The 20933-nt window shown below is 62.7% G+C and carries 18 protein-coding genes; 8 read left to right on the top strand and 10 right to left on the bottom strand.

The window, feature by feature from the left end; translation table 11 throughout:
• Window positions 1-82 precede the first annotated feature (82 nt).
• Window positions 83-1234 carry a GGDEF domain-containing protein gene (locus tag ACB037_RS14890; RefSeq protein WP_270804436.1) on the top strand — a complete coding sequence of 384 codons (1152 nt, stop codon included), beginning with the start codon at window positions 83-85 and terminating at the stop codon, window positions 1232-1234.
• Here ACB037_RS14890 and ACB037_RS14885 read toward each other — a convergent pair.
• The 3 genes from ACB037_RS14885 to ACB037_RS14875 form a co-directional block, all read right to left on the bottom strand.
• Entirely contained in the window at window positions 1216-2199 is a 984-nt protein-coding gene (locus ACB037_RS14885) for a hydrolase (RefSeq protein ID WP_371175510.1), read from the bottom strand. The genes ACB037_RS14890 and ACB037_RS14885 overlap by 19 nt on opposite strands.
• Window positions 2200-2259: 60 nt before the next feature.
• Window positions 2260-3159: a chemotaxis protein gene (locus ACB037_RS14880; RefSeq protein WP_319911892.1), complete on the bottom strand. Its 900-nt coding sequence runs from the start codon at window positions 3157-3159 to the stop codon at window positions 2260-2262.
• 138 nt (window positions 3160-3297) lie between these two features.
• Entirely contained in the window at window positions 3298-3984 is a 687-nt protein-coding gene (locus ACB037_RS14875) for a hypothetical protein (RefSeq protein ID WP_371175509.1), read from the bottom strand.
• Window positions 3985-4023: 39 nt separating this feature from the next.
• On the opposite strand from ACB037_RS14875, the gene ACB037_RS14870 reads away from it, so the two are divergent.
• Together ACB037_RS14870 and ACB037_RS14865 are read left to right on the top strand one after the other, a co-directional pair.
• Window positions 4024-4230, top strand: coding sequence for a YheV family putative zinc ribbon protein (locus ACB037_RS14870; protein ID WP_010673247.1), 207 nt, complete (start codon window positions 4024-4026; stop codon window positions 4228-4230).
• A 146-nt stretch (window positions 4231-4376) separates the two neighbouring features.
• Complete coding sequence (locus tag ACB037_RS14865) at window positions 4377-5015, top strand: peptidylprolyl isomerase (RefSeq protein WP_113069756.1); 639 nt, start codon at window positions 4377-4379, stop codon at window positions 5013-5015.
• Window positions 5016-5077: 62 nt separating this feature from the next.
• On the opposite strand, the gene ACB037_RS14860 is transcribed toward ACB037_RS14865, so the two are convergent.
• The gene (locus ACB037_RS14860; protein WP_010673249.1) at window positions 5078-5293 is read right to left on the bottom strand and encodes a SlyX family protein; all 216 of its coding nucleotides are present in this window, start codon (window positions 5291-5293) and stop codon (window positions 5078-5080) included.
• A gap of 14 nt (window positions 5294-5307) precedes the next feature.
• The gene (locus tag ACB037_RS14855; RefSeq protein ID WP_371175508.1) at window positions 5308-6276 is read right to left on the bottom strand and encodes a WD40 repeat domain-containing protein; all 969 of its coding nucleotides are present in this window, start codon (window positions 6274-6276) and stop codon (window positions 5308-5310) included.
• 119 nt (window positions 6277-6395) lie between these two features.
• On the opposite strand from ACB037_RS14855, the gene fkpA reads away from it, so the two are divergent.
• Together fkpA and ACB037_RS14845 are read left to right on the top strand one after the other, a co-directional pair.
• Complete coding sequence (gene fkpA / locus ACB037_RS14850) at window positions 6396-7205, top strand: FKBP-type peptidyl-prolyl cis-trans isomerase (RefSeq protein ID WP_029313875.1); 810 nt, start codon at window positions 6396-6398, stop codon at window positions 7203-7205.
• A 148-nt stretch (window positions 7206-7353) separates the two neighbouring features.
• Window positions 7354-8757, top strand: a complete 1404-nt coding sequence (locus ACB037_RS14845; protein ID WP_042881314.1) for a sigma-54 dependent transcriptional regulator — start codon at window positions 7354-7356, stop codon at window positions 8755-8757.
• A 69-nt stretch (window positions 8758-8826) separates the two neighbouring features.
• Here the strand turns inward: ACB037_RS14845 and ACB037_RS14840 are convergent, their stop codons facing one another.
• The 3 genes from ACB037_RS14840 to ACB037_RS14830 form a co-directional block, all read right to left on the bottom strand.
• Window positions 8827-9693, bottom strand: a complete 867-nt coding sequence (locus ACB037_RS14840; RefSeq protein ID WP_371175507.1) for a tetratricopeptide repeat protein — start codon at window positions 9691-9693, stop codon at window positions 8827-8829.
• Window positions 9694-9790: 97 nt separating this feature from the next.
• Entirely contained in the window at window positions 9791-10126 is a 336-nt protein-coding gene (locus ACB037_RS14835) for a hypothetical protein (protein ID WP_010673254.1), read from the bottom strand.
• Window positions 10127-10241: 115 nt separating this feature from the next.
• A complete protein-coding gene (locus ACB037_RS14830; protein ID WP_045523719.1) occupies window positions 10242-10580 on the bottom strand; it encodes a DUF2956 domain-containing protein in 339 nt (112 codons plus the stop codon).
• Between the two features lie 248 nt (window positions 10581-10828).
• Here ACB037_RS14830 and ushA point away from each other — a divergent pair, with 248 nt between their 5' ends.
• Window positions 10829-12499, top strand: coding sequence for a bifunctional UDP-sugar hydrolase/5'-nucleotidase UshA (gene ushA / locus ACB037_RS14825; protein ID WP_041211202.1), 1671 nt, complete (start codon window positions 10829-10831; stop codon window positions 12497-12499).
• A gap of 193 nt (window positions 12500-12692) precedes the next feature.
• On the opposite strand, the gene ACB037_RS14820 is transcribed toward ushA, so the two are convergent.
• On the bottom strand, window positions 12693-13547 hold the full coding sequence (locus ACB037_RS14820; RefSeq protein WP_113724977.1) for a Tim44 domain-containing protein: 855 nt from the start codon (window positions 13545-13547) through the stop codon (window positions 12693-12695).
• A gap of 421 nt (window positions 13548-13968) precedes the next feature.
• On the opposite strand from ACB037_RS14820, the gene dnaB reads away from it, so the two are divergent.
• Together dnaB and alr are read left to right on the top strand one after the other, a co-directional pair.
• Window positions 13969-15363, top strand: coding sequence for a replicative DNA helicase (gene dnaB, locus ACB037_RS14815; protein ID WP_039040054.1), 1395 nt, complete (start codon window positions 13969-13971; stop codon window positions 15361-15363).
• Window positions 15364-15513: 150 nt separating this feature from the next.
• Window positions 15514-16587, top strand: coding sequence for an alanine racemase (alr, locus tag ACB037_RS14810; RefSeq protein WP_371175506.1), 1074 nt, complete (start codon window positions 15514-15516; stop codon window positions 16585-16587).
• Between the two features lie 157 nt (window positions 16588-16744).
• Here alr and putA read toward each other — a convergent pair whose 3' ends face one another.
• Window positions 16745-20692 carry a trifunctional transcriptional regulator/proline dehydrogenase/L-glutamate gamma-semialdehyde dehydrogenase gene (gene putA, locus ACB037_RS14805; protein ID WP_253585462.1) on the bottom strand — a complete coding sequence of 1316 codons (3948 nt, stop codon included), beginning with the start codon at window positions 20690-20692 and terminating at the stop codon, window positions 16745-16747.
• Between the last annotated feature and the right edge of the window lie 241 nt (window positions 20693-20933).

Below are 20933 nucleotides of genomic sequence, written 5' to 3'. Positions count from 1 at the left end.
TCTTCACTCAGTGGGTTGCGGATATTGTCGGTGTCTGGTCGGCAAGCGCAAGGGATTTGTCTCGTTTTGGACGAGGGGTGCCATGCAATCCATTGACGCACGCCGACCCTCCAGTCAATTCGAACAGCACCTGTTCGATGCCCGCCGCCGCGCCCTGAGCGCCGGTTTGCGCTGGTACTGGGTCATCAATCTCATCGCCCTCGTATTTCTGCTGACCCGCTTCTACATCTATCGGGATGCACACCTGGTACTGGTCGACAACCTGCCCTGGTCTTACAAATGGCAGCTGATCACCATGATAGGAGTCGGCCTGTTGCTGCCGTTCGGGTGGGGCTGGCTCTCCCGTCAACCCCATGTCATCTGGCAGGGCTCCCTGTACGTCTGCGTCCTTTCCTGGGGATTGGCCTGGGCCATGGTGGGTTACACCATCTCGATCGTCGACTTGAAGGGGGGCTTCAGCTTCATTTTCAACATGGTCAGCCTGCTGCTGCTGACCGGTCTCGTCGCCGCGTATTGCGATGTGCGGCTGTTTTACGCCCTGGTGTCGGTCCCCCTGCTGTTCTTGCTGATGAGAGCCTCCTGGAGCCCTGATCCTTTTGTTCTGGTCAACACCATTGTGGTCGGGGTCTTGCTGGTGGTGCTGGAGACGGGGCGGCGCATGCTCAACGGCTGGTTCGAGCTTGCGGTGTCAAGGGAGCACGACAACCTGATGCTGGCGAACAAGATGAATGCCATGGCTCACCGGGATCCCCTTACCGGCATTGCCAACCGTCGCCACTTCGATCAGGCGTGCAAGCGTGCCATTGCGCAAGGCACGACCCTGGATGTGCCGCTCACCGTAATCCTGCTCGATGTGGATTTCTTCAAGCGCTACAACGATCGCTATGGTCATCAGGCGGGGGATGAGTGCCTGATCCTGGTGGCCGAGTGCCTGGAGGAGAGTGTGCGGGAACCCGGTGATCTGGTGGCGCGCTACGGGGGAGAGGAGTTCGTGGTGCTGCTGCAGGAGACGACGCTGGCCGGTGGCCAGGAGGTGGCGGAGCGCATTCGCACCACTCTGGCGGCCAGGGCTCTGCCCCATGAGGATTCCGACGTTTCCCCCCACCTCACCCTGAGCCAGGGGATAGCCCAGTGGCGAACCGGGGAGAGCCTCGTCATGCTGCTCGAGCGGGTCGATGGCGCCCTCTATCAGGCCAAGGAAGAGGGGCGCAACGGTTATCGGCTCGCACCTTGAGTCTGCTCCCGCAACCACTGGCTGATGCGCTCATCCAGCCAGAAGCGGGGGCGCCAGGGAGAGCCGTGCAGGAAGCCCACGTGGCCGCCCTGGCGGCTCAGCTCGTAGCGCACCAGAGGGGAGAGCTGCTCTGCCGCCGGAATGACGGCATCGGTCATGAAGGGATCGTCGGCGGCGTGAATGACGAGGGTCGGGATGGGAATGCGGGCCAGCATGCCTAGGCCGGAGCAGGTCTGGTAGTAGTGATCGGCGCTCTCGAAACCATGGAGCGGTGCCGTCACCAGCTCGTCGAACTCCCTCAGTGTGGCGATGCGGGTGATCTGGGCCGGCTGCCAGCGCGCCCGTGCCGCGCTCTGGCGCCGGATCTTGCTTTGCAGGTTGGTTCGCATGGTCCGCAGCAGGTAGTTCTGATAGACCCGTGAGAAGCCCTGATTGACCCGATCGGCACAGCTTGCCAGTTGCAGCGGGGCCGACACTACCACCGCCGCCTTCAATGGTGCCGGGCAGGCCCGCGCCAGCAGATTGACCAGCATGTTGCCCCCCAGGGAATAGCCGATGGCGACCAGGGGGCGGCCTGGAAAACGCCGCCCCAGCTCGGCAATCACCGCCTGGGCGTCCTCGATGGCGCCTGAGTGATAGGCCTGCAGCAGCCGATTCGGCTCGCCACTGCACCCCCGAAAGTGCATCAGCACCGCCTCGTTCCCTTGCCGCTGCAGGTGGGCAAAGAGCCCCTTGGCATAGTGGGAGTGAATGCTCCCCTCCAGTCCGTGGAACACCACCACCAGGGGTTGTTCATCCTGGCCGGGTTCGCCGCTCCAGGCCAGATCAACGAAATCGCCGTCCGGGAGTTCGAAGCGCTCCTGGATGAAGCGGGCAGGCGAGCGGCGCAGCCACTTGGGCAAAATGGTTTGCAGATGGGGGTTGCGGGCCCACCAGGGGGCGTGAAAGTGGCTTTCTGTCAACATGCAACGACTCGGAAGAGCAGGGAGGAAAAGGGGGCGGCGAGCCCTTGGCTCGCCGCGACATCAGGCCATCAGACGATCGTGGTGCTCGGCGCCGCGCAGCATGGCCTGGATCAGTTCGTTGGCTTCAAACTTGGTGAGCGCCTCGTGGGCGCCGACCTGGTGGGCCCGCTCCACGCTGATCTCGCTGGAGAGGGAGGTGTGCAGGATGATGTAGGCTCCCGCCAGCTTGGCATCGCTCTGCACCTCGAAGGCCAGCTCGTAACCATCCAGCCCCGGCATCTCTATATCGCTCACCAGAATGTCGATCCGCGTGCCCTGGGAGACCCGGGTCTGCATCAGGGTGAGGGCGTCGCGTCCGTTGGTGCAGACCTCGTAGGGGATGTTGATGTAATCGAGCGCCGCCATGAGCTGGCGACGGGCGACGGAGGAGTCGTCCACCAGCAGGATCCGCATCGGCTTGAGCCGCTCGCGCTGCACGTCGGTCAGCACGGGGTAGAGATGGCTGGGATCGTCCGGATAGACCCGCGACAGGATGAGTTCCACATCCAGCAACTGGATCAACTGTTCTCCCACCCGGGTCACGCCGGTGACGAAGACGTTTTGTCCCAAGGAGGGAGGGGGCGGCTCGATGTCACGCCAGTTGCACTCGGTGATCTTGTCGATGCCCCGCACCAGAAAGCCCACCAGAGTGCGGCGGCAATCGGTGATGATGATGAAGCAGTGGGGCATCTCCTCCCGGCTGATGGGGCGGTAGCCCACGGCCATTGCCATGTCGATCACCGGGATGGTGGTACCGCGCATGCTGGCGGCCCCGAGCACGGTGGGATGGGATTGTGGCAGGGCGGTGAGCTGGGTGTAGGGCACGATCTCCTTCACCTTGAGGGTACCGATGGCGAAGGATTGTCTGGCAGAGAGGTGGAACAGCAACATGCCCTGGGATTGGTTGGCCTTGCTCGTCATGGCGGATGTCCTGTTGATCTAGTCGGTGACGGTCAATCGGGTGTTCAGCATAAAGGATGGTGACATGAATGACTCCTTTGTTGTTAGCGGCGGTGAGCCGCAAAACTGGATTTCTTTTGCCATCCTTTTATGCCTCTCTTATCGGGTCGCGGACGGCTGAGGGGAGAGGGGCGCCCCGAGCCATTGCAGATGAGCCTCGGCCAGCGCGCTTTCATCCCGATAACCCAGCCTGCTCACCACCTGTGACGGTGTGCTGCCGCTTCGCAGCAGGCGAATCCCCTGCAACAGTTGCCACTGATCCTGCAGTAGCCGGGCGTCCGGGCCCTCGAGACCGCGAGTGCCCAGCAGGGTCTGCCAGGCAGCCACGCTATCCGGCTGCGCTCTGGCCAGGGCTTGCCAGGCATCTTGCAGTGCCTGATCCCCCAGGGACGAGATGGTGCAGCCATGCAACTCATCCCCCACCACTTGCAGCCGCTGCCCATAGGGGCCTTGCCAGTCGCGGGGGCGTGACCAGGCCGCCAGGCTGTCCAGCAGTGCGTCCATCAACGGGCTTGCCTGCAACCAGCCAGCCTGGGCGGGCTGGGGCACCCGCACGGAGCAGGCCAGCAGATCATGCTGGCAGTCAGCCAGAGGGGTGAAGGCGGCGAGGGCATCGGCACAGAGCCAGAAGTGGCTGCCAGGTGTCAGCAGCAGCTCATGGGCACCCAATTTCAGCAGCGCCGCCCCCTGGGTGACGCGCAGCAATTGGCCCATGGGGGAGCGCTTGCGGGGGCCGACCTGAAGGGTGGAAGTGGAAAAATGCTGATATTCGATGGCGTGATGCATGTAAAAACCCTGATATGATGCTGCCTGGAGGTAACAAAAATGGAAACCAGACGTAAAAAACGCTTCATTGCCGGGGCGGTTTGCCCGGCGTGCGGCAAGATGGACACCATGATGCTGTATATGGAGCATGGAGTCGAGAAGGTGACCTGTGTCGAGTGCGGGGATACCCAGGTGCAGACCCAGGAGCAGGTGGACAAGGCGACGCGCGAGGCGGAGCAGGTGATAGGGGTGTTTCGTCCCGAGTGAGTGCCATGCCTCAAGGTGATGGTACGCCGGTCAGGCTGGTCGCTGTTGATGACTTTTTCATCACACTGAAGCCGGGCCGACCATATGCTTGTCTGCCTTTTTGAGGTATTCTGAGCCCGTTTTTTTCTATCCGCAGGATCCCTGACATGAAAGTAGCTCCCCTGAGCGTGGTTACGCTGGAATACACGGTCACCGACGAACACGGTGAAGTCATCGACACCACTGTCGGTAAAGAGCCGCTGGTGTATCTGCACGGTACCCGTTACCTGGTCTCCGGCCTCGAAGCCGAGCTGGAAGGTCGCAGCGTGGGCGAGGCGTTCGACGTCACCCTGACGCCGAACCAGGCCTATGGCGAGTACGACGAGAATCTGGTGCAGGAAGTGCCCGGCGAGCTGTTCGACGGTATGGAAGTGTCTGAAGGGGATACTTTTGTGGCCGAGACCGACGACGGCCACCGCCCGGTGACCGTCATCGAGGTGTCCGAGGAGTTCATCAAGGTGGACGGCAATCATCCCCTGGCTGGCGTGACCCTGGGCTTCAAGGTCGAGATCAAGGACGTACGTGCCGCGACCGCCGAAGAGCTGGCCCATGGCCATGTGCACGGCGCCGGTGGCTGCGGTCACGATCATGGTCATGACCATGATCACGGCCATGATCACGATCATGACCACGGTGGCTGCTGTGGCGGCCATGGTCACAGCCATGCACACGATCACGGCGACGATCACGGTCACGGTGGTTGCTGCGGTGGTGGCGGTTGTGGTGGTAAGGGCCATCAGCACTGATCACGGCCTGGCCGATGATAAAAAACCCGCGCATGGCGCGGGTTTTTTATGGCTGGCACTCATCAGTAGTGCGGTGGAGGCGTCTCTTCGGCCATGCTGGCGATCTGGCTCGGCTGTACGCTCTGCAATTTATCCACCAGTAGATGGATCTGGTGTTTGAGCCGGTCCAGCTCGCGACCCTGGGTGGTGACCTCGTCGTTGAGCTGCTCCACCGTGTATTCGGCAAAGGCGAGGCGGCTTTCCAGGGTTTCGAGGCGTTCGTTTAGTTGCTGACTCATGGGCCTTTTGGTCCTTACTTGATAGTCCAGATTTCAGCCAGGCCACTGGAGCTGGCACTGACGAGGTGGTCATTGTCGCGCAAAGCCACGCCATAGACCACAGCGCTAGGCGGTTTCACCTTGGGATGGGGCGAGACGCGCCAGCTCTGCAACGGCTGGCCGTCACTCACCTGCCACAGAGTGAGCTGGCGGGAGGGGGCGCCGGTGATGAGCCAGTTGCCGCCGTTGGCGAAGCGGGCGCTGGTGTAGACCTCGAAGCGGTGATCATATTGCAACCGGCTGTGCTCCTTGCCGGTTTTGAGATCCCAGATGCTGGCCTGGCGACTGTCTGCGGTGAAGGCGAAGCGTCCGGACGGATCCAGTCTCGCCATCACGACTCGCCCGGCGTGGTTGAAGCGCCACACCACCTGGCCCGTGCGGGTATCCCACAGATAGGCGCTGTAATCGTTGCCGCCGGTGAGGGCATAGCGACTATTGGGGGAGAGATCCACCGTGTTGATCTGTTCGGTGTGGCCGAGGAATTGCAGCCGGCGTCCGGTCTGGGTGTCGACCACTTCCGCCTTGCCGTCTTCACGGCCGATGAGCACCTGGCGGCCATCCGCCGAGATCGCCGCATCGCGCAGGCGGGATTCTGGCAGGGAGTAGTAGCCCTGGGAGCGGCCATCCTGCAAGCGCCAGATGGCGAAGGTGTGCTGGGTGGCGGTGATGGCATGGCTGTCATCGGGGGAGAAGCGGGTCAGGGTGACGAACTCCTCCTGGTCATCGCTCTGGCGCCAGCGCCAGCGCTCTTTGCCCTGTTCCAGATCCCACACCACAGTGCCCTGACCCAGGCTGGAGACCAGCGCGAGCTTGCCGGAACTGGCGAGATCCGCGCTCAGCAGACCCTGGTTGGCGAGGCGGATCTGCTGGCTGGGAAGTGAGCGTTGTTCGCACCCCGTCAGCATCAGGCAAATACCGATGAGATAAATGGCACTTTTGATCATTTTTCCTGTCTCATGCTTTCGTTACCTGCGATCACGGCGTTAGTATAAGGCGCTTATCACGATAAACCTCTCATTTCACGAAGGAACCGAGAGCGGTATTTAGAGTTTTGGAGAAACTGATGAACAATTTTCTGAAGGTGTCCCTGTTGGCTGCGGCGGTTGCCGTCGGTCTGACTGCTTGCCAAAAAGATGAGAAACCTGCTGCGACCAACACCGCAGAGGTCAAGGCAGAAGCCAGCAAGCCGGCAGAGGCCCCCAAGGCTGAGGCCAAGAGCTTTGAAGAGCAATCCGGCTATGCGATCGGCCTCTCCATGGGTCGTTATATCGCCAATACCCTGGAGCGCCAGCAAGAGCTCGGCATCAAGCTGGACAACACCGTGATCCTGAAGGGTGTCACCGACGGTCTGGGCAAAGAAGCCAAGATGACCGACGAGGAGATCCAGAAGGTTCTGCAGGAATACGACGCCAAGATCAACGAGCTGACCAAGGCTAAGGCCGACAAGGATGCCGTGGAAAACCTGAAGAAGGGTGAAGAGTTCCTGGCTGCCAACGCCAAGAAAGAGGGCGTGAAGAGCACTGAGTCCGGCCTGCAATATCAGGTCGAGAAGATGGGTGACGGCGCCAAGCCGAAGGCCACCGACATCGTCAAGGTGCACTACACCGGTACCCTGACCGATGGCACCAAGTTTGACAGCTCCGTCGATCGCGGTGAGCCGGCTACCTTCCCGCTCAACCAGGTGATCCCGGGCTGGACCGAAGGGGTGCAACTGATGCCGGTCGGCTCCAAGTTCAAGTTCTTCCTGCCGTCCAAGCTGGCCTATGGCGAGCACGGTGCAGGTTCCATCCCGGCCAACGCCGTGCTGGTATTTGACGTAGAGCTGCTGGCCATCGAAAAACCGGCTGCCGATGGCGACAACGCCAAGAAATAAGCTCAAAGCACCATAAAAACGGCTCCCCAGGGAGCCGTTTTTGCTTGTGTATTGTCGCAATCCCCCGGATAAAGCGATGAGGCCGTCTTGAGTGTGTGGCGGCTAGCCCCCAGAATAGACAACAAAATCAAGCGCAAGGATGGATCTCGTGGCTGAAAGCAAACCCCGTGTCCTGTTGGTGGAAGATACCCGCAGTCTGGCGGTCGTCTATGAGCAGTATCTGGCCCAGGATGGCTACGAGGTGCAGCTGGCAGATTGTGGCCAGCAGGCTTTGGCACAATTGCTGGCAAGCCCGCCCCCCGTGGTGCTGCTCGACCTGGAGTTGCCCGACATGTCCGGCATGGACATCTTGCAGCAGATCACGGAGCGGCAACTGCCCTGCTCCGTGGTGGTGATCACCGCTCACGGCTCGGTGGATGTGGCGGTGGAGGCGATGCGGTTCGGGGCCTTCGATTTTCTCACCAAGCCGTTCGATGGCAAGCGCCTGTGCGCCACGGCGCGCAATGCCCTGAAGCACCAGCAGCTCAGCTCGCTGGTGGCCCAGTATCGGGAAAACTTCGAGCGCAGCTCCTTTGCCGGTTTCATCGGCGCCTCCATGGCGATGCAGGCGGTCTATCGCATCATCGAGAGCGCGGCGCCGAGCAAGGCCACCGTCTTCATCACTGGCGAGAGCGGCACCGGCAAGGAGGTGTGCGCCGAGGCCATCCACCAGTGCAGCCCGCGTCGGGATCAGCCCTTCATCGCCCTCAACTGCGCCGCCATTCCCCATGACCTGATGGAGAGCGAGATCTTCGGCCACGTGAAAGGGTCGTTTACCGGTGCCCAGGGGGATCGCAAGGGGGCGGCCAGTCTGGCGGACGGCGGTACCCTCTTCCTCGATGAGATCTGCGAGATGGATCTCGACCTGCAGAGCAAGCTGCTGCGTTTCATCCAGACCGGCACCCTGCAGCGGGTCGGCAGCGGCAAGCTGGAGACGGTGGATGTGCGCTTTGTCTGCGCCACCAACCGGGATCCCCTGGTGGAGGTCAAGGCCGGACGGTTTCGTGAAGACCTTTACTACCGCCTGCACGTGATCCCGCTGGCGCTGCCTCCCCTGAGGGAGCGGGGAGAGGACATCCTGCTGCTGGCCCGGGAGTTGCTGCTGCGTTATGCCGGTGAGGAGAACAAGCGGTTCAGGGACTTTGATGCGGACGCAGTGCAGGTGCTGCTCGACTACCCCTGGCCCGGCAACGTGCGCGAGCTGCAAAACGTGGTGCGCAACATAGTGGTGCTCAATGATGGCGAGCTGGTGAGCCCGGATATCCTGCCACCTCCCCTCAACGGGGGGCGTACCCTGGCCCCGGAGCCTGCGGTCGGGATCGCGGATCCCCAGTCAGAATCCGTCGTCGTTCGCAGGCAGGTCCGTCCGCTCTGGCAGGTGGAGAAGGAGGCCATCGAGCAGGCCATCGCCAGTTGTGACGGCAACATCCCCAAGGCGGCGGCCCTGCTGGAAATAAGCCCTTCCACGATTTATCGCAAGAAGCAGAGCTGGGAAGAGGCGAGTCCGGCCTGAGCCGTCACCTCTGCTCCCGGGCAGACATGCTGATGTGCGGGGCGGCCAATTGGTCGCCCCGCACGCCTATCAGAGTTTGGCGAGCTGCTTGAGCCTGGCCAGCCGTTCTGCCTCGTAGGCGGTGAACCAGCCATCCTGTGACAGCAGAAACCAGGCGCGGGCAAAGTACTCGGTCGCCGCGGGATCATTGAGCACGAGTGCATTCTCCCCCAGCTCCTCGAACACATAGCCATCCTCGGGGGTGCCGACGGCGGCCATGTCGTCGCGCAACTGCGCCAGTTCGGCCATGGCCTGTTCATGGCGCTCCTGGGCCCGGCTCAGGCGCGCCAGACTCCAGCGGGCGATAAAGGCTTTGCCCTGGTTGTTGTGCTGCTCGTGCCAAGCCAGGCACTTTTGCTGACAGGCGATGGCCTCGTCGAGGCGACCCAGCTCGAACAGGGTCCAGCCCTGATTGTTATAGAGGCTGGCGAGCCAGCCTCGCGTCCGCTTGTCGTGACTGCGCTCGGCCAGGGTCATCGCCAGCTGGTGCCAGTGGCTCTGCTCCTCCAAGGGGGCGGCGATGGCCACCATGTGGGCCGCATCGATGGCCAGATAGTGCTCTTCGTACTGCTCTCCCAGTTGCCAGGCCTGTTCAAACAGGGCTCTGGCGCTGGCCTTGTCACCGGCGGAGTTGAAGGTGCGGCCACGCTCCAGCAAGGCGCGCAGGCGGGCCCGTGGAGTCGCCTCGGTGAGGCGGGGTTCTATCTCGTCGAGCAGCTGGTGCGCCTGTGCAAACTGGCGTTGCAGCGAATGGGTGCGGGCTATCTGGGTGAGGAGCTCCAGCTCCCATTGCAGGTTGGCGGCACGCGCCTCGGGCAGCTGTGCTTGAAAACGCTGGGCGCTGGCAACGGGATCCTGATAATCCCACAGTGCCATGAAATCGGGCGGATTGTTCATCTGGCCTCCATGCCGGTTATCCGCCCACCAAGATGCCTGAAGGCCATTCTTTGTACAAGAAGGGGGCTGGCGCCATCGTGACGCCAGCGCTTGCCGATCAGTAGACCATGGCAAGGCTCATCAGCATCAGACCTAGGGCAGCAAAGGCTCCCTCCTTGATAGCCAGGCGCGGTACCAGTGCCTTGGGCAGGGCAGGGAACAGGCTCAGGGCAAAGCCGAACCCCGGCATCAGCCAGTGGAAAGCAGGGCTTCTCAGGGCGGGATCCGCAGCGCCATTGATGACGATGAGCAGGATAAAGAGGGTGAAGGCGGGCAGGATAAACCAGCGGGCATGGCCGGCGGCAACCGCCCGCAGTGGCGAGATGCGATAGAGCACCAGGGTCACGAGGAAGAGGGCGAGGGGAGCCAGCAGATAGAGCGGGGCCGGGTTCATGATGAGTGTCTCCTGACAAGGGGGGCAGAGTGTAGGCAGTCCGGGTGGGGAATGACCAGTCCCCCGCGCCCGGGCTGTGAAGCGGATCGCAGGGCAAAGGTTTGCCTGGGCAGGATCAGCGGAACCAGAACCAGAGCACGGCAAATACCAGCCAGCTCAGCACCAGCAGGATCCAGGGCAGCGGGTGCTGGCGGGTGAGCTCGATGACCTCGGCTTCGCTCTCCTCTTCCGGCGTCTCTTGGGAAGGGTGCCTGGCTTTGGCTTGCAGTTTCTTCTGGCGGCTGGCCTCGCGGGCCTTCGCCTTCATCTGTTTCTTGTATTCGTCTATGCCCTTCTGGATCCCCTGGGCGATGAGCTGGGTTTGCTCCTTGGTCTGCCCCGGCTTCTGGTTGGCACGGGCGATCTTCATCGCCTCCTGCTGGGTTTCGGGGGAAATTTTGTCGTACTTGGCCATTCCAGGCACTCCTTGGCATTGATTGGCGGGCAGTATGCCATAACCGTTACCGGCGGGCTGCCATCATGGGGGAAATTGCTCTGCGAGTGGGGTGCCTCTGTTCCAAATAGGGGAAACAGGTTGCGTGGATGATCACATTTGGCGGAATTTGTGAGTCGCCGATGAAAAACCGTCACATGTTGTTTGTTATATTACCGCCCGATCCTGGATAGGGTCGTCCAATAACAAAATAACAAGGTGATATGGAAATGAATTATAAATTTGTCAAAGGAAGTATCGCACTGGCAGTGCTTGCCGCATTGAGCGGCTGCAATACCTCAAGCAACGACAGCGTCGCCCCCTGCACCGAAAATGTCTGCAAGCTGACCATTTTGCATACCAATGATACCCACGGTCGTTTCTGGCACAACGACAAGGGCGAATATGGCATGGCGGCCCAGAAGACCCTGGTCGAGCGGCTGCGTGCCGAGGCGAAAGCGGCGGGCAGCGAAGTGCTGGTGCTCTCCGGCGGTGACGTCAACACCGGGGTGCCAGAGTCGGATCTGCAGGATGCAGAGCCGGACTTCATGGCCATGAACAGCATCCGTTACGATGCCATGGCGGTGGGCAACCACGAGTTCGACAACCCCCTGACCATCCTCGAGAAACAGCGCCAGTGGGCCCAGTTCCCGATGATCTCCGCCAACATCTATGACAAGACGAGCGGCAAGCGCTACTTCGATCCCTACAAGGTGTTCAAGCTGGAGAGCGGCCTCAAGGTCGCCGTTCTGGGTCTGACCACAGAGGACACCGCCCAGCTGGTGGATCCCAACAACGTCCAGACCCTCGAGTTCCGCGATCCGACCACGGAAGCCGCCAATCTCGGCAAGCAAATCCGCGACAACAAAGAGGCGAACCTGGTTCTTGCCATCACCCACATGGGCCATTACGAGAATGGTCAGCACGGCAGCAACGCACCGGGTGACGTGGAGATGGCCCGTGCGCTGCCGGCAGGTACTCTGGACGCCATCATCGGTGGTCACTCCCAGAACCCGGTCTGCATGGAGCCGGGCACCCCGGACAAGTACGCCGACTTCAAGCCGGGCGACGACTGTCAGCCGGATCAGCAGAACGGCACCTGGATCATGCAGGCTCACGAGTGGGGCAAGTATGTGGGTCGTGCCCAGTTTGACTATCAGAATGGCAAGCTGACCCTGACCCAGTACGATCTGATCCCGGTCAACCTGAAGAATGCGGACGGTGATTTCATCCAGGAAGAGATCGTCAAGGATCCCGAGCTCTACAACACCCTGCTCACCTATCAGGAGAAGGGACAGCAGGAGCTGGGTGTGGTCATCGGTGCCACCGATGGCGTACTGGACGGTGAGCGCGCCAACGTGCGCAACAAGCAGACCAACCTGGGTCGTCTCATCACCACCGCGACTGCCGAGAAGCTGAGCACCGACTTTGGCATCGTCAACTCCGGCGGGGTGCGTGCCTCCATCGCGGCAGGGGACATCAGCTACCGTGACGTGCTGACCGTGCATCCGTTCGGCAACACCGTCAACAAGGCGACCATGAGCGGCAACGAGCTGCTGACCTACCTGGGTCAGGTTGCGACCAAGACCGCCAATACCGGTGGCTATGCCCAGTTCGGCGGCATCAAGATGACGGTGGATTGCCAGGCCAAGAGCGTGGACATCGCCACCATCGGCGGGAAGGCCTTCGATCCGGCAGCAACCTACAGCTTCTCCATCCCGAGCTTCAGCGCGGCCGGTGGTGACGGTTATCCGAAGATCGACACCATCAATGCCGGTCTGGTGGATGCCGGTGTGCTGAAGGATTATATCGCGGCGAAGAAGACCATTCAGGTCGCCGATTATCAGCCAGCCGGCGAGGTCAGCTATATCAACTCCACCTCGGTAGAGGGTTGCAAATAATCCCTGCACCCCGAGCCAATAAAAAAGAGAGGCAGCCATGGCTGCCTCTCTTTTTATTTTCAATATCATCAGCAGTGTCTCTCGGGAAATATATCCGGCCACGGGGAGCTGCCCCGAAATAGGGCATGACACGATCTGATGGCAATAAAAAGGCGACCCTGAGGTCGCCTTGATGAAATGGGTCGGTTGAGCCTTAGAGCTGCTCGATGCCGACGATATGCCAGGGGGCATTGTCCTTGGCGAGATCACGCTCGAGGTGCCACACCTCCTTGATGTCCTCCTCGACCTGCTCCTGACGGTCCATGTAGCGGCCGCTGAAGCGCACGCTCACCTGGGCCCAGTCGCTGCCGTAGTCGGCACGGACCAGCTGGGTGTCCACGTACATCACCTCGGTGTGCTGCTCACCGGAGAGCTCGGCGCGTTCAGCCTTGAGGTGCTCGAACAGCTCGGGGCTCACGTACTCGCGGATCTTCTCCAGGTCGTTCTTGTTCCAGGCCTCTTGCAGGGTGCGGTAGTGATCGCGGGCACCGGCCAGGAAGCCGTTCATGTCAAAGCCCGGGGGCAGACGGAAGGGCACGTCGCTGTCGGCAAAACCGGTGGCCTGCGGGGCGTTGTGGCTTTGCTCGAACTGCTGGGGGGCCGCGCTCTGGGGCGGTTGATAGCCCGCATAGGCCGTCTGTGGCTGGGCCGCTGCCGCCTTGTTCCTGCGCAGGGCTCGGAACAGGAAGACACCACCCAGTGCCAGCAGAGCGATCAGCAGGAAGTCCATCCCTTGCAGACCTTCGAAGGCACCGCTGCCCAGCAGGTAGGCAAACAGACCGCCGGCCAGCAGACCACCCAGCAGGCCGCCCATCATGCCGCCTTTCTTGGGTGCCTGGGCGCCCACGGTCGGGTTCTTGGTGTCGACCGGCTTGGCCGCAGGTTGGGCCGGGGCCGTCTTGTAGCTCTTGCCAAAGGATTTGCCGCCACCAAGTTTCTTGGCCTCGGCGATGGGTGCCCCAAGGCCAATGGCCAGGATCAGGGCAAACAGGGTCAGCATCTTTTTCATTTTGACTCTTTCACTCTCATGTAGGTGGGGGCATGCTCTGCTTGTGCAAGCTCAGCGAGGCGCATGGCAGGCTGCCAGTCCCTTTTTGTGTTGCAGCTTGCGGGTATGATTATCACGGATGGCATGAATTATTCATGAACAGATTGAGTCGTCCGACAGGGGAGGCGCCCATGAGACACAGACGGCCGAGTCGCTCGGTGCGCAGGTTGCGCAACAAGCAAAGAGCAAGAACGAACGATCAGACCCTGGTCTGGCCCTTTCTCGTACTGTGAGGCAGGTCTGCGGCGCAGAAGTGGATGACGCTGACGAGGCCAGGGTCCCGTCTTGTCGCCGGATGCGATGACGGGACGTATTAGCACTCGCGATGGCGGGGTTTCTTTTGTAAAATTCCCGTCCCCTTCCCGCTGCGGTTTTTATGTGTATGGCAGAGCAAGTGACGGCGAAAAAAGACGCCAAGACACAACAGCTGAAAGTACCTCCCCACTCTTTTGAGGCCGAACAGTCCGTACTGGGCGGCCTGATGCTGGACAACGAGGCCTGGGATCGGGTCGCCGAACGGGTGATCGATAAGGATTTCTACAGCCGTCCGCACCGCCTGATCTTCCAGGCCATGACCCGCCTCTCCAACGCGGGCAACCCCATCGACCTCATTACCCTTCAGGAGGAGCTCGAGCGCTCCGAGCAACTGGAAGAGGCCGGTGGCTTCGCCTATCTGGTGGAGATCGCCAAGAACACCCCGAGTGCCGCCAACATCAGCGCCTACGCCGAGATCGTGCGTGAGCGGGCGGTGGTGCGGGAGATGATCTCGGTCGCCAACGAGATAGTCGAAGCGGGCTATGAGCCCCAGGGGCGTACCTCCAACGATCTGCTGGACTTGGCCGAGAGCAAGGTGTTCCAGATCGCCGAGCAGCGCACCAGCGCCAACGAGGGCCCCCAGCCCCTGAAGCTCATCCTTGAGCAGACCGTCGACAAGATTGAAGAGCTGTTCAAGACCCCCCACAACGGGGTGACCGGCGTGTCGTCCGGCTACAACGATCTGGACAAGATGACCGCCGGCCTGCAGCGTTCGGATCTGGTCATCGTCGCCGCCCGTCCTTCCATGGGCAAGACCACCTTTGCCATGAACCTGTGCGAGCACGCGGCCCTCACCGCCGACAAGCCGGTGTTGATCTTCTCCCTCGAGATGCCCTCAGAGCAGATCATCATGCGTATGCTCGCCTCGGTGGGGCGCATCGACCAGACCAAGGTGCGGACCGGCCAGCTCGACGACGAGGATTGGGCGCGGCTCTCCTCCACCATGGGGCTGCTGCTGGAGAAGGGGAAGATGTACATCGACGACTCCTCCGGCCTCACCCCGACCGAAGTGCGCTCCCGTGCCCGCCGGGTGGCGCGGGACAACGGCGGCATCAGCATGATCATGGTGGACTACCTGCAGCTGATGCGGGTGCCGGCCCTGTCTGACAACCGTACGCTGGAAATCGGTGAAATCTCCCGCTCCCTCAAGGCGCTGGCGAAAGAGTTGCAGTGCCCCGTGGTGGCGCTCTCCCAGCTGAACCGAAGCCTGGAACAGCGGGCCGACAAGCGCCCGGTCAACTCGGATCTGCGGGAATCCGGCTCCATCGAGCAGGATGCGGACTTGATCATGTTCATCTACCGCGACGAGGTCTATCACGACGACAGCCCCGACAAGGGGATCGCCGAGATCATTATCGGCAAGCAGCGTAACGGCCCGATAGGACGAGTGCGGCTCACCTTCCAGGGTCAGTTCTCGCGTTTTGACAACTACGCGGGCCCGGCGTTTGACGATGACTACTAAGTAAGTCGGGAGCCTGCTCCCGGCATCTATAAACAGTTTTCCCGGTTCGACAATTCTGCCGGTCCGGCCTTAGACGATGAGATTTGAGGGCTGACACCCCCCGGTGCCTGGCGCGTTCGCGCGTTATCATGCCCTCGTAAGGGAAAACAGATGAAAGCGGCTATCGCCCAGATCAATACCGCGGCCCTGCGCCACAACCTCGCCGTGGTGAAACGCCACGCCCCCCAATGCAAGATCATTGCCGTGGTCAAGGCCAATGCCTACGGCCATGGGCTGCTGCCGGTTGCCCGCACCCTGGTGGATGCGGACGCCTACGCGGTGGCCCGCATCGAAGAGGCGCTGATGCTGCGCTCCTGCGCCGTGGTCAAGCCCATCGTGCTGCTGGAGGGCTTCTTCAGCGCCGCCGACCTGCCGGTGCTGGCGGCCAACAACCTGCAGACCGCGGTGCACACCTGGGAGCAGCTCGAAGCGCTGGAGCAGGCGGAGCTGCCTGCCCCCGTGGTGGCATGGCTCAAGCTCGATACCGGCATGCACCGCCTCGGGGTACGGGCCGAGGAGATGCCCGCCTTTATCGAGCGCCTCGGCAAGTGCAAGAACGTGGTGCAGCCGTTCAACGTCATGACCCACTTCAGCCGCTCCGATGAGCTGGAGCAGCCCACCACCCGCGAGCAGATCGACCTGTTCAGCCAGCTGACCGCGCCGCTGTTGGGCGAGCGGGCCATGGCCAACTCGGCGGGCATCCTGGCCTGGCCGGATTCCCACTGCGACTGGGTGCGCCCCGGCGTCATCCTCTACGGCGTGTCGCCTTTCCCCAATACGGTGGCGGCGGATTATGACCTGCAGCCGGTGATGACCCTCAAGACCCAGCTCATCGCGGTGCGCGATCACAAGGCGGGCGAGCCGGTAGGCTATGGCGCCAACTGGGTGTCGGATCGCGATACCCGGCTCGGGGTGATTGCCATCGGCTATGGCGACGGTTATCCGCGCATGGCCCCCAACGGCACGCCAGTGCTGGTCAATGGCCGCATCGTGCCCCTGGTAGGGCGGGTCTCTATGGACATGACCACGGTGGATCTCGGCCCCGACGCCACCGACAAGGCCGGCGACGAGGCGGTGCTCTGGGGTGAGGGGCTGCCGGTGGAGCGGGTGGCCGACCAGATCGGCACCATTCCCTATGAGCTCATCACCAAGCTCACCTCCCGCGTCTTTATGGAGTATGTGTAGGCTAGTCGCCCCTCATCCCCAACCCTTCTCCCGCAAGGGGGGAAGGGAGAACAAAAAGGCCGCCCCGACAGGGGCGGCCTTTTTCATGGGCGTGTCCCAGAGACGAAAGAACAAGCCCCGCATCGGCGGGGCTTGAGTCACCGTCACTATGTGGCGCTTAGCCTATGGTCATCAGGCTGGCGTTGCCACCGGCGGCGGCGGTGTTGACCGAGAGGGCGTGCTCGATGAGCAGGCGCTCCAGCGGGATGTCGGTCTCGCCGCGATGCAGGCCGTGCACACCGATGATGGCGCCGTTACGGGCTGCCTGGCGCGCGGCGGCGAGCTTGCTCACTTCCCGCAACTGATCCGAGTCGCCGTGGTGCAGCAGGGCATCGAAGTCCGTCTCCCCCGTGGCCCAGTCCGCCACCAGCGCGATGGGATCCCGCACCTCGGTCGGCAGGGAAGAGAGCAGGGCGCGTGTCTGGGCATCGTCCGGCAGCAACACCTGGCTGCCGACCGCCAGACAGGCGGCCAGCTGGGCCAGCAGGTCGGCCTTCTCCTGGGCAAGACAGAGCACCCGTTCCCGTGGCAGCAGGCTGTAGCTGTTGCGCTCGCCGGTGGGGCCGGTCAGCAGCTGGGTACGGCCGCTCTGGGAGAGCGCGGCGTAGTGATCGCACAGGGCGGCGAGGGCCGGATCCTGCTTGCTCGCCCAGTCGCGCAGGGCCACGAGGGGGGCTTTCGCCTCGGCATGCAGGGCACCGGACTCCTGGTGCAGCTGGTTGGCCACCGCCTCCTGGGGACGGGCGCCGAGCAGGCGATACATGTAGAGCGGGCCACCGGCCTTGGGACCGGTGCCGGAAAGCCCTTCCCCACCGAAGGGTTGCACCCCGACCACGGCGCCTACGATGTTGCGGTTGACGTAGAGGTTGCCCACCTTGGCCACATTCACCACCTGGGCGATGGTCTCGTCGATGCGGGTATGGACACCCAGGGTCAGGCCGTAACCGCTGCCGTTGATCTGCTCGAGCAGCTCCCCGAGCCGGGTGCGCGGGTAGCGGACCAGGTGCAGCACAGGGCCGAACACTTCGCGTCCCAGTTCGTCCAGGCTGTCGAGCTCGATCAGGGTCGGCAGCACGAAGGTGCCGCGGCTGCAGGCATCCCCCTGGGTGCGAGCGATCTGGTGCACCTTGCGCCCCTTGTCGCCCATGGCCTTGATGTGGCGTTCGATGTTGGTCTTGGCCTCGGCGTCGATGACGGGGCCGATGTCGGTGGAGAGGTGCTCGGGGCTGCCGACCTTGTACTCGGCCATGGCGCCCTTGAGCATCCGGATCACCCGATCCGCCACGTCATCCTGCACGCACAGCACTCGCAGGGCGGAGCAGCGCTGACCGGCGCTGTCGAACGCCGAGGAGATGACATCCATCACCACCTGTTCGGTCAAGGCGGAAGAGTCGACGATCATGGCGTTCTGGCCGCCGGTCTCGGCGATGAGGGGAATGGTGCGACCCTGGGCGTCGAGGCGACCGGCCAGGTTGCGGGAGATGATGCCCGCCACCTCGGTGGAGCCGGTGAACATGACGCCGCGCACCCGTTCGTCCGCGATGAGCGCCGCACCCACGGTCTCTCCACGGCCCGGCAGCAGTTGCACCGCACCGGCGGGAACCCCCGCTTCCAGCAGGATGCGCACCGCTTGTGCCGCGATGAGGGGGGTCTGCTCGGCAGGCTTGGCCAGTACCGTATTGCCGGCGGCCAGGGCCGCGCACACCTGGCCGCTGAAGATGGCCAGCGGGAAGTTCCAGGGGCTGATGCAGACCACAGGGCCGAGCGGTCTGTGGGTGTCGTTGGCGAAGTGGTTGCGCGCCTGGGCGGCGTAGTAGCGCAGGAAGTCCACCGCTTCGCGCACCTCGGCGATGGCGTTGGCGAAGGTCTTGCCGGATTCGCGAACCAGCAGGCCCATCAGGGGTTGCAGTTCGGATTCCATCAGATCGGCGGCCCTGTCCAGCACGGCGGCCCGCTCGGCTGGCGGGGTGGACTGCCAGATCTGGCCGCTCGTGAGGGAGCAGGCGAGCGCCTTGTCCACCAGCGCTACCGTGGCTTCGCTCACCTGACCGACGACATCGCGGTGATCCGCCGGGTTGAGCACGGGCTGGAACTGGGTCGGCGCCTCGGTGTCGCAACCCAGCATGGGCACGGCCTGATAGGCGGTGTTGGTGCTGGCGAGCAGGGCGGCAGAGAGTGACCCCAGGCGGTGCTCGTTCGCGAGATCCAGACCTGCGGAGTTCGGGCGCGCCTCGCCGTAGAGATCCCGGGGCAGGGGGATGCGCGGATGGGGCAGACCCAGGGTCCCTTCACGGGCGGCCATCTGCTCGATCTGCTGCACCGGATCCTGCACCAGATCCGAGAGGGAGATGTTGTTGTCCGCGATGCGGTTGACGAAGGAGGTGTTGGCCCCGTTCTCCAGCAGGCGGCGCACCAGGTAGGCGAGCAGGGTCTCATGGCTGCCCACCGGTGCATAGATGCGGCAGGGGCGACCCAGCTTGCCGTCGGCCACCTTGCCGACCACCTGTTCGTAGAGCGGTTCACCCATGCCGTGCAGGCACTGGAACTCGTACTGGCCCGGGTAGTAGTTCTGACCCGCCAGCTGATAGATGGCAGACAGGGAGTGGGCGTTGTGGGTGGCGAACTGGGGATAGATGGCCTCGGGCACCGCCAGCAGCTTGCGGGCGCAGGCGAGGTAGGAGACATCCGTGTAGGGCTTGCGGGTGTAGACCGGGTAGCCTTCCAGCCCTTCCTGCTGGGCACGCTTGATCTCGCTGTCCCAGTAGGCGCCCTTCACCAGACGGATCATCAGGCGGTGACGGCTGCGCTTGGCGAGATCGATGACGTAGTCGATCACATAGGGGCAGCGCTTCTGGTAGGCCTGGATGACGAAGCCGATGCCGTTCCAGTCGGCGAGGGACGGATCGAAGCAGAGCTTCTCCAGCAGATCGAGGGAGATCTCCAGGCGATCGGCCTCCTCGGCGTCGATGTTGATGCCGATGTCATACTGCCTGGCGAGCTGGGTCAGGCCCAGCAAGGTGGGGTAGAGCTCCTCCATGACGCGATCGTACTGGGCGCGGCTGTAGCGCGGATGCAGGGCGGAGAGCTTGATGGAGATACCCGGCCCCTCGTAGATGCCGCGACCGTGGGAGGCCTTGCCGATGGCGTGGATGGCCTGCTCGTAGGAGGCCAGATAGCGTTTGGCGTCCTCCTCGGTCAGGGCCGCTTCCCCCAGCATGTCGTAGGAGTAGCGGAACCCCTTGCTCTCCATGCCGCCTGCGTTCGCCAGCGCCTCGGCGATGGTCTCGCCGGTGACGAACTGTTCACCCATCAGGCGCATCGCCATGTCGACGCCCTTGCGGATGAGCGGCTCACCCCCCTTGCCGATGAGTCCCTTGAGGGAGCTGTTCATGCCCGCCTCGTTGTGGGTGGCCACCAGCTTGCCGGTGATGAGCAGACCCCAGGAGGCCGCGTTGACGAACAATGAGGTGCTCTGGCCCAGGTGCTGGCTCCAGTTGCCGCCGCTTATCTTGTCGCGGATGAGGGCATCCCGGGTCGCCTTGTCGGGGATGCGCAGCAGCGCCTCCGCCAGGCACATCAGGGCCACCCCTTCCTGGGAGGAGAGGGAGAACTCCTGAAGCAGCCCCTGCACCAGGCCCTGACGGCCGCTGGCGCTCTTCTGGTTGCGCAGCTTCTCGGCGATGCCCATGGCCAGCTTCTGGGTCGCGTCAGCCTTCTCCTTGGGCAGACGGGCCTGCTCCAGCAGCATGGGGACGGCTTCGGTCTCGGGGCGGCGATAAGCCCCCGTGATGGCGGCCCGCAGCACGGACTGGGGCAGAATGCTCTCGGCAAACTCGAGAAAGACCTGGATGCCCTGCTCGGTCAGGGTCTCGACGGCCTCTTCCCCGGCGGCGGCAGCCAGCCCGGAGTGCTCGGGCGGGGTCAGACCGCGATCCAGTTGCTCCAGATAGGTGAAGATGGCTTGCTTGATCAGCCAGTGGGGAGTGCGATCCAGGGTCTGCGCAGCCTGTTTGAGGCGGTCGCGGGTCGCTTCATCGAGTTTGACGCCGAGGGTGGTAGTGGCCATGGGACTTCCTGTGTCTAGAAGGTAACAATATTACCGGACGGTTAAATTTCGCCGATGATGGTGCAACCAGGTGCAACCTTCAAGCAAGAAATTTTAATGTATTGATTACATTGTTGAATTATTCCATGAATCCGGTCTCCATCAGGCTCCTTTCAAGCCCGCCGCTTGTCCGCTTTTCATAGCATTATTAATGGGTTGGCAATGCATCTTATGAATGCCTACATGAGGTGCAACCCACTGC

This window comes from Aeromonas sp. S19(2024), from assembly GCF_041402625.1.
GTDB lineage: Bacteria > Pseudomonadota > Gammaproteobacteria > Enterobacterales > Aeromonadaceae > Aeromonas > Aeromonas caviae.
This window is presented reverse-complemented; position numbering and strand designations above follow the sequence as displayed.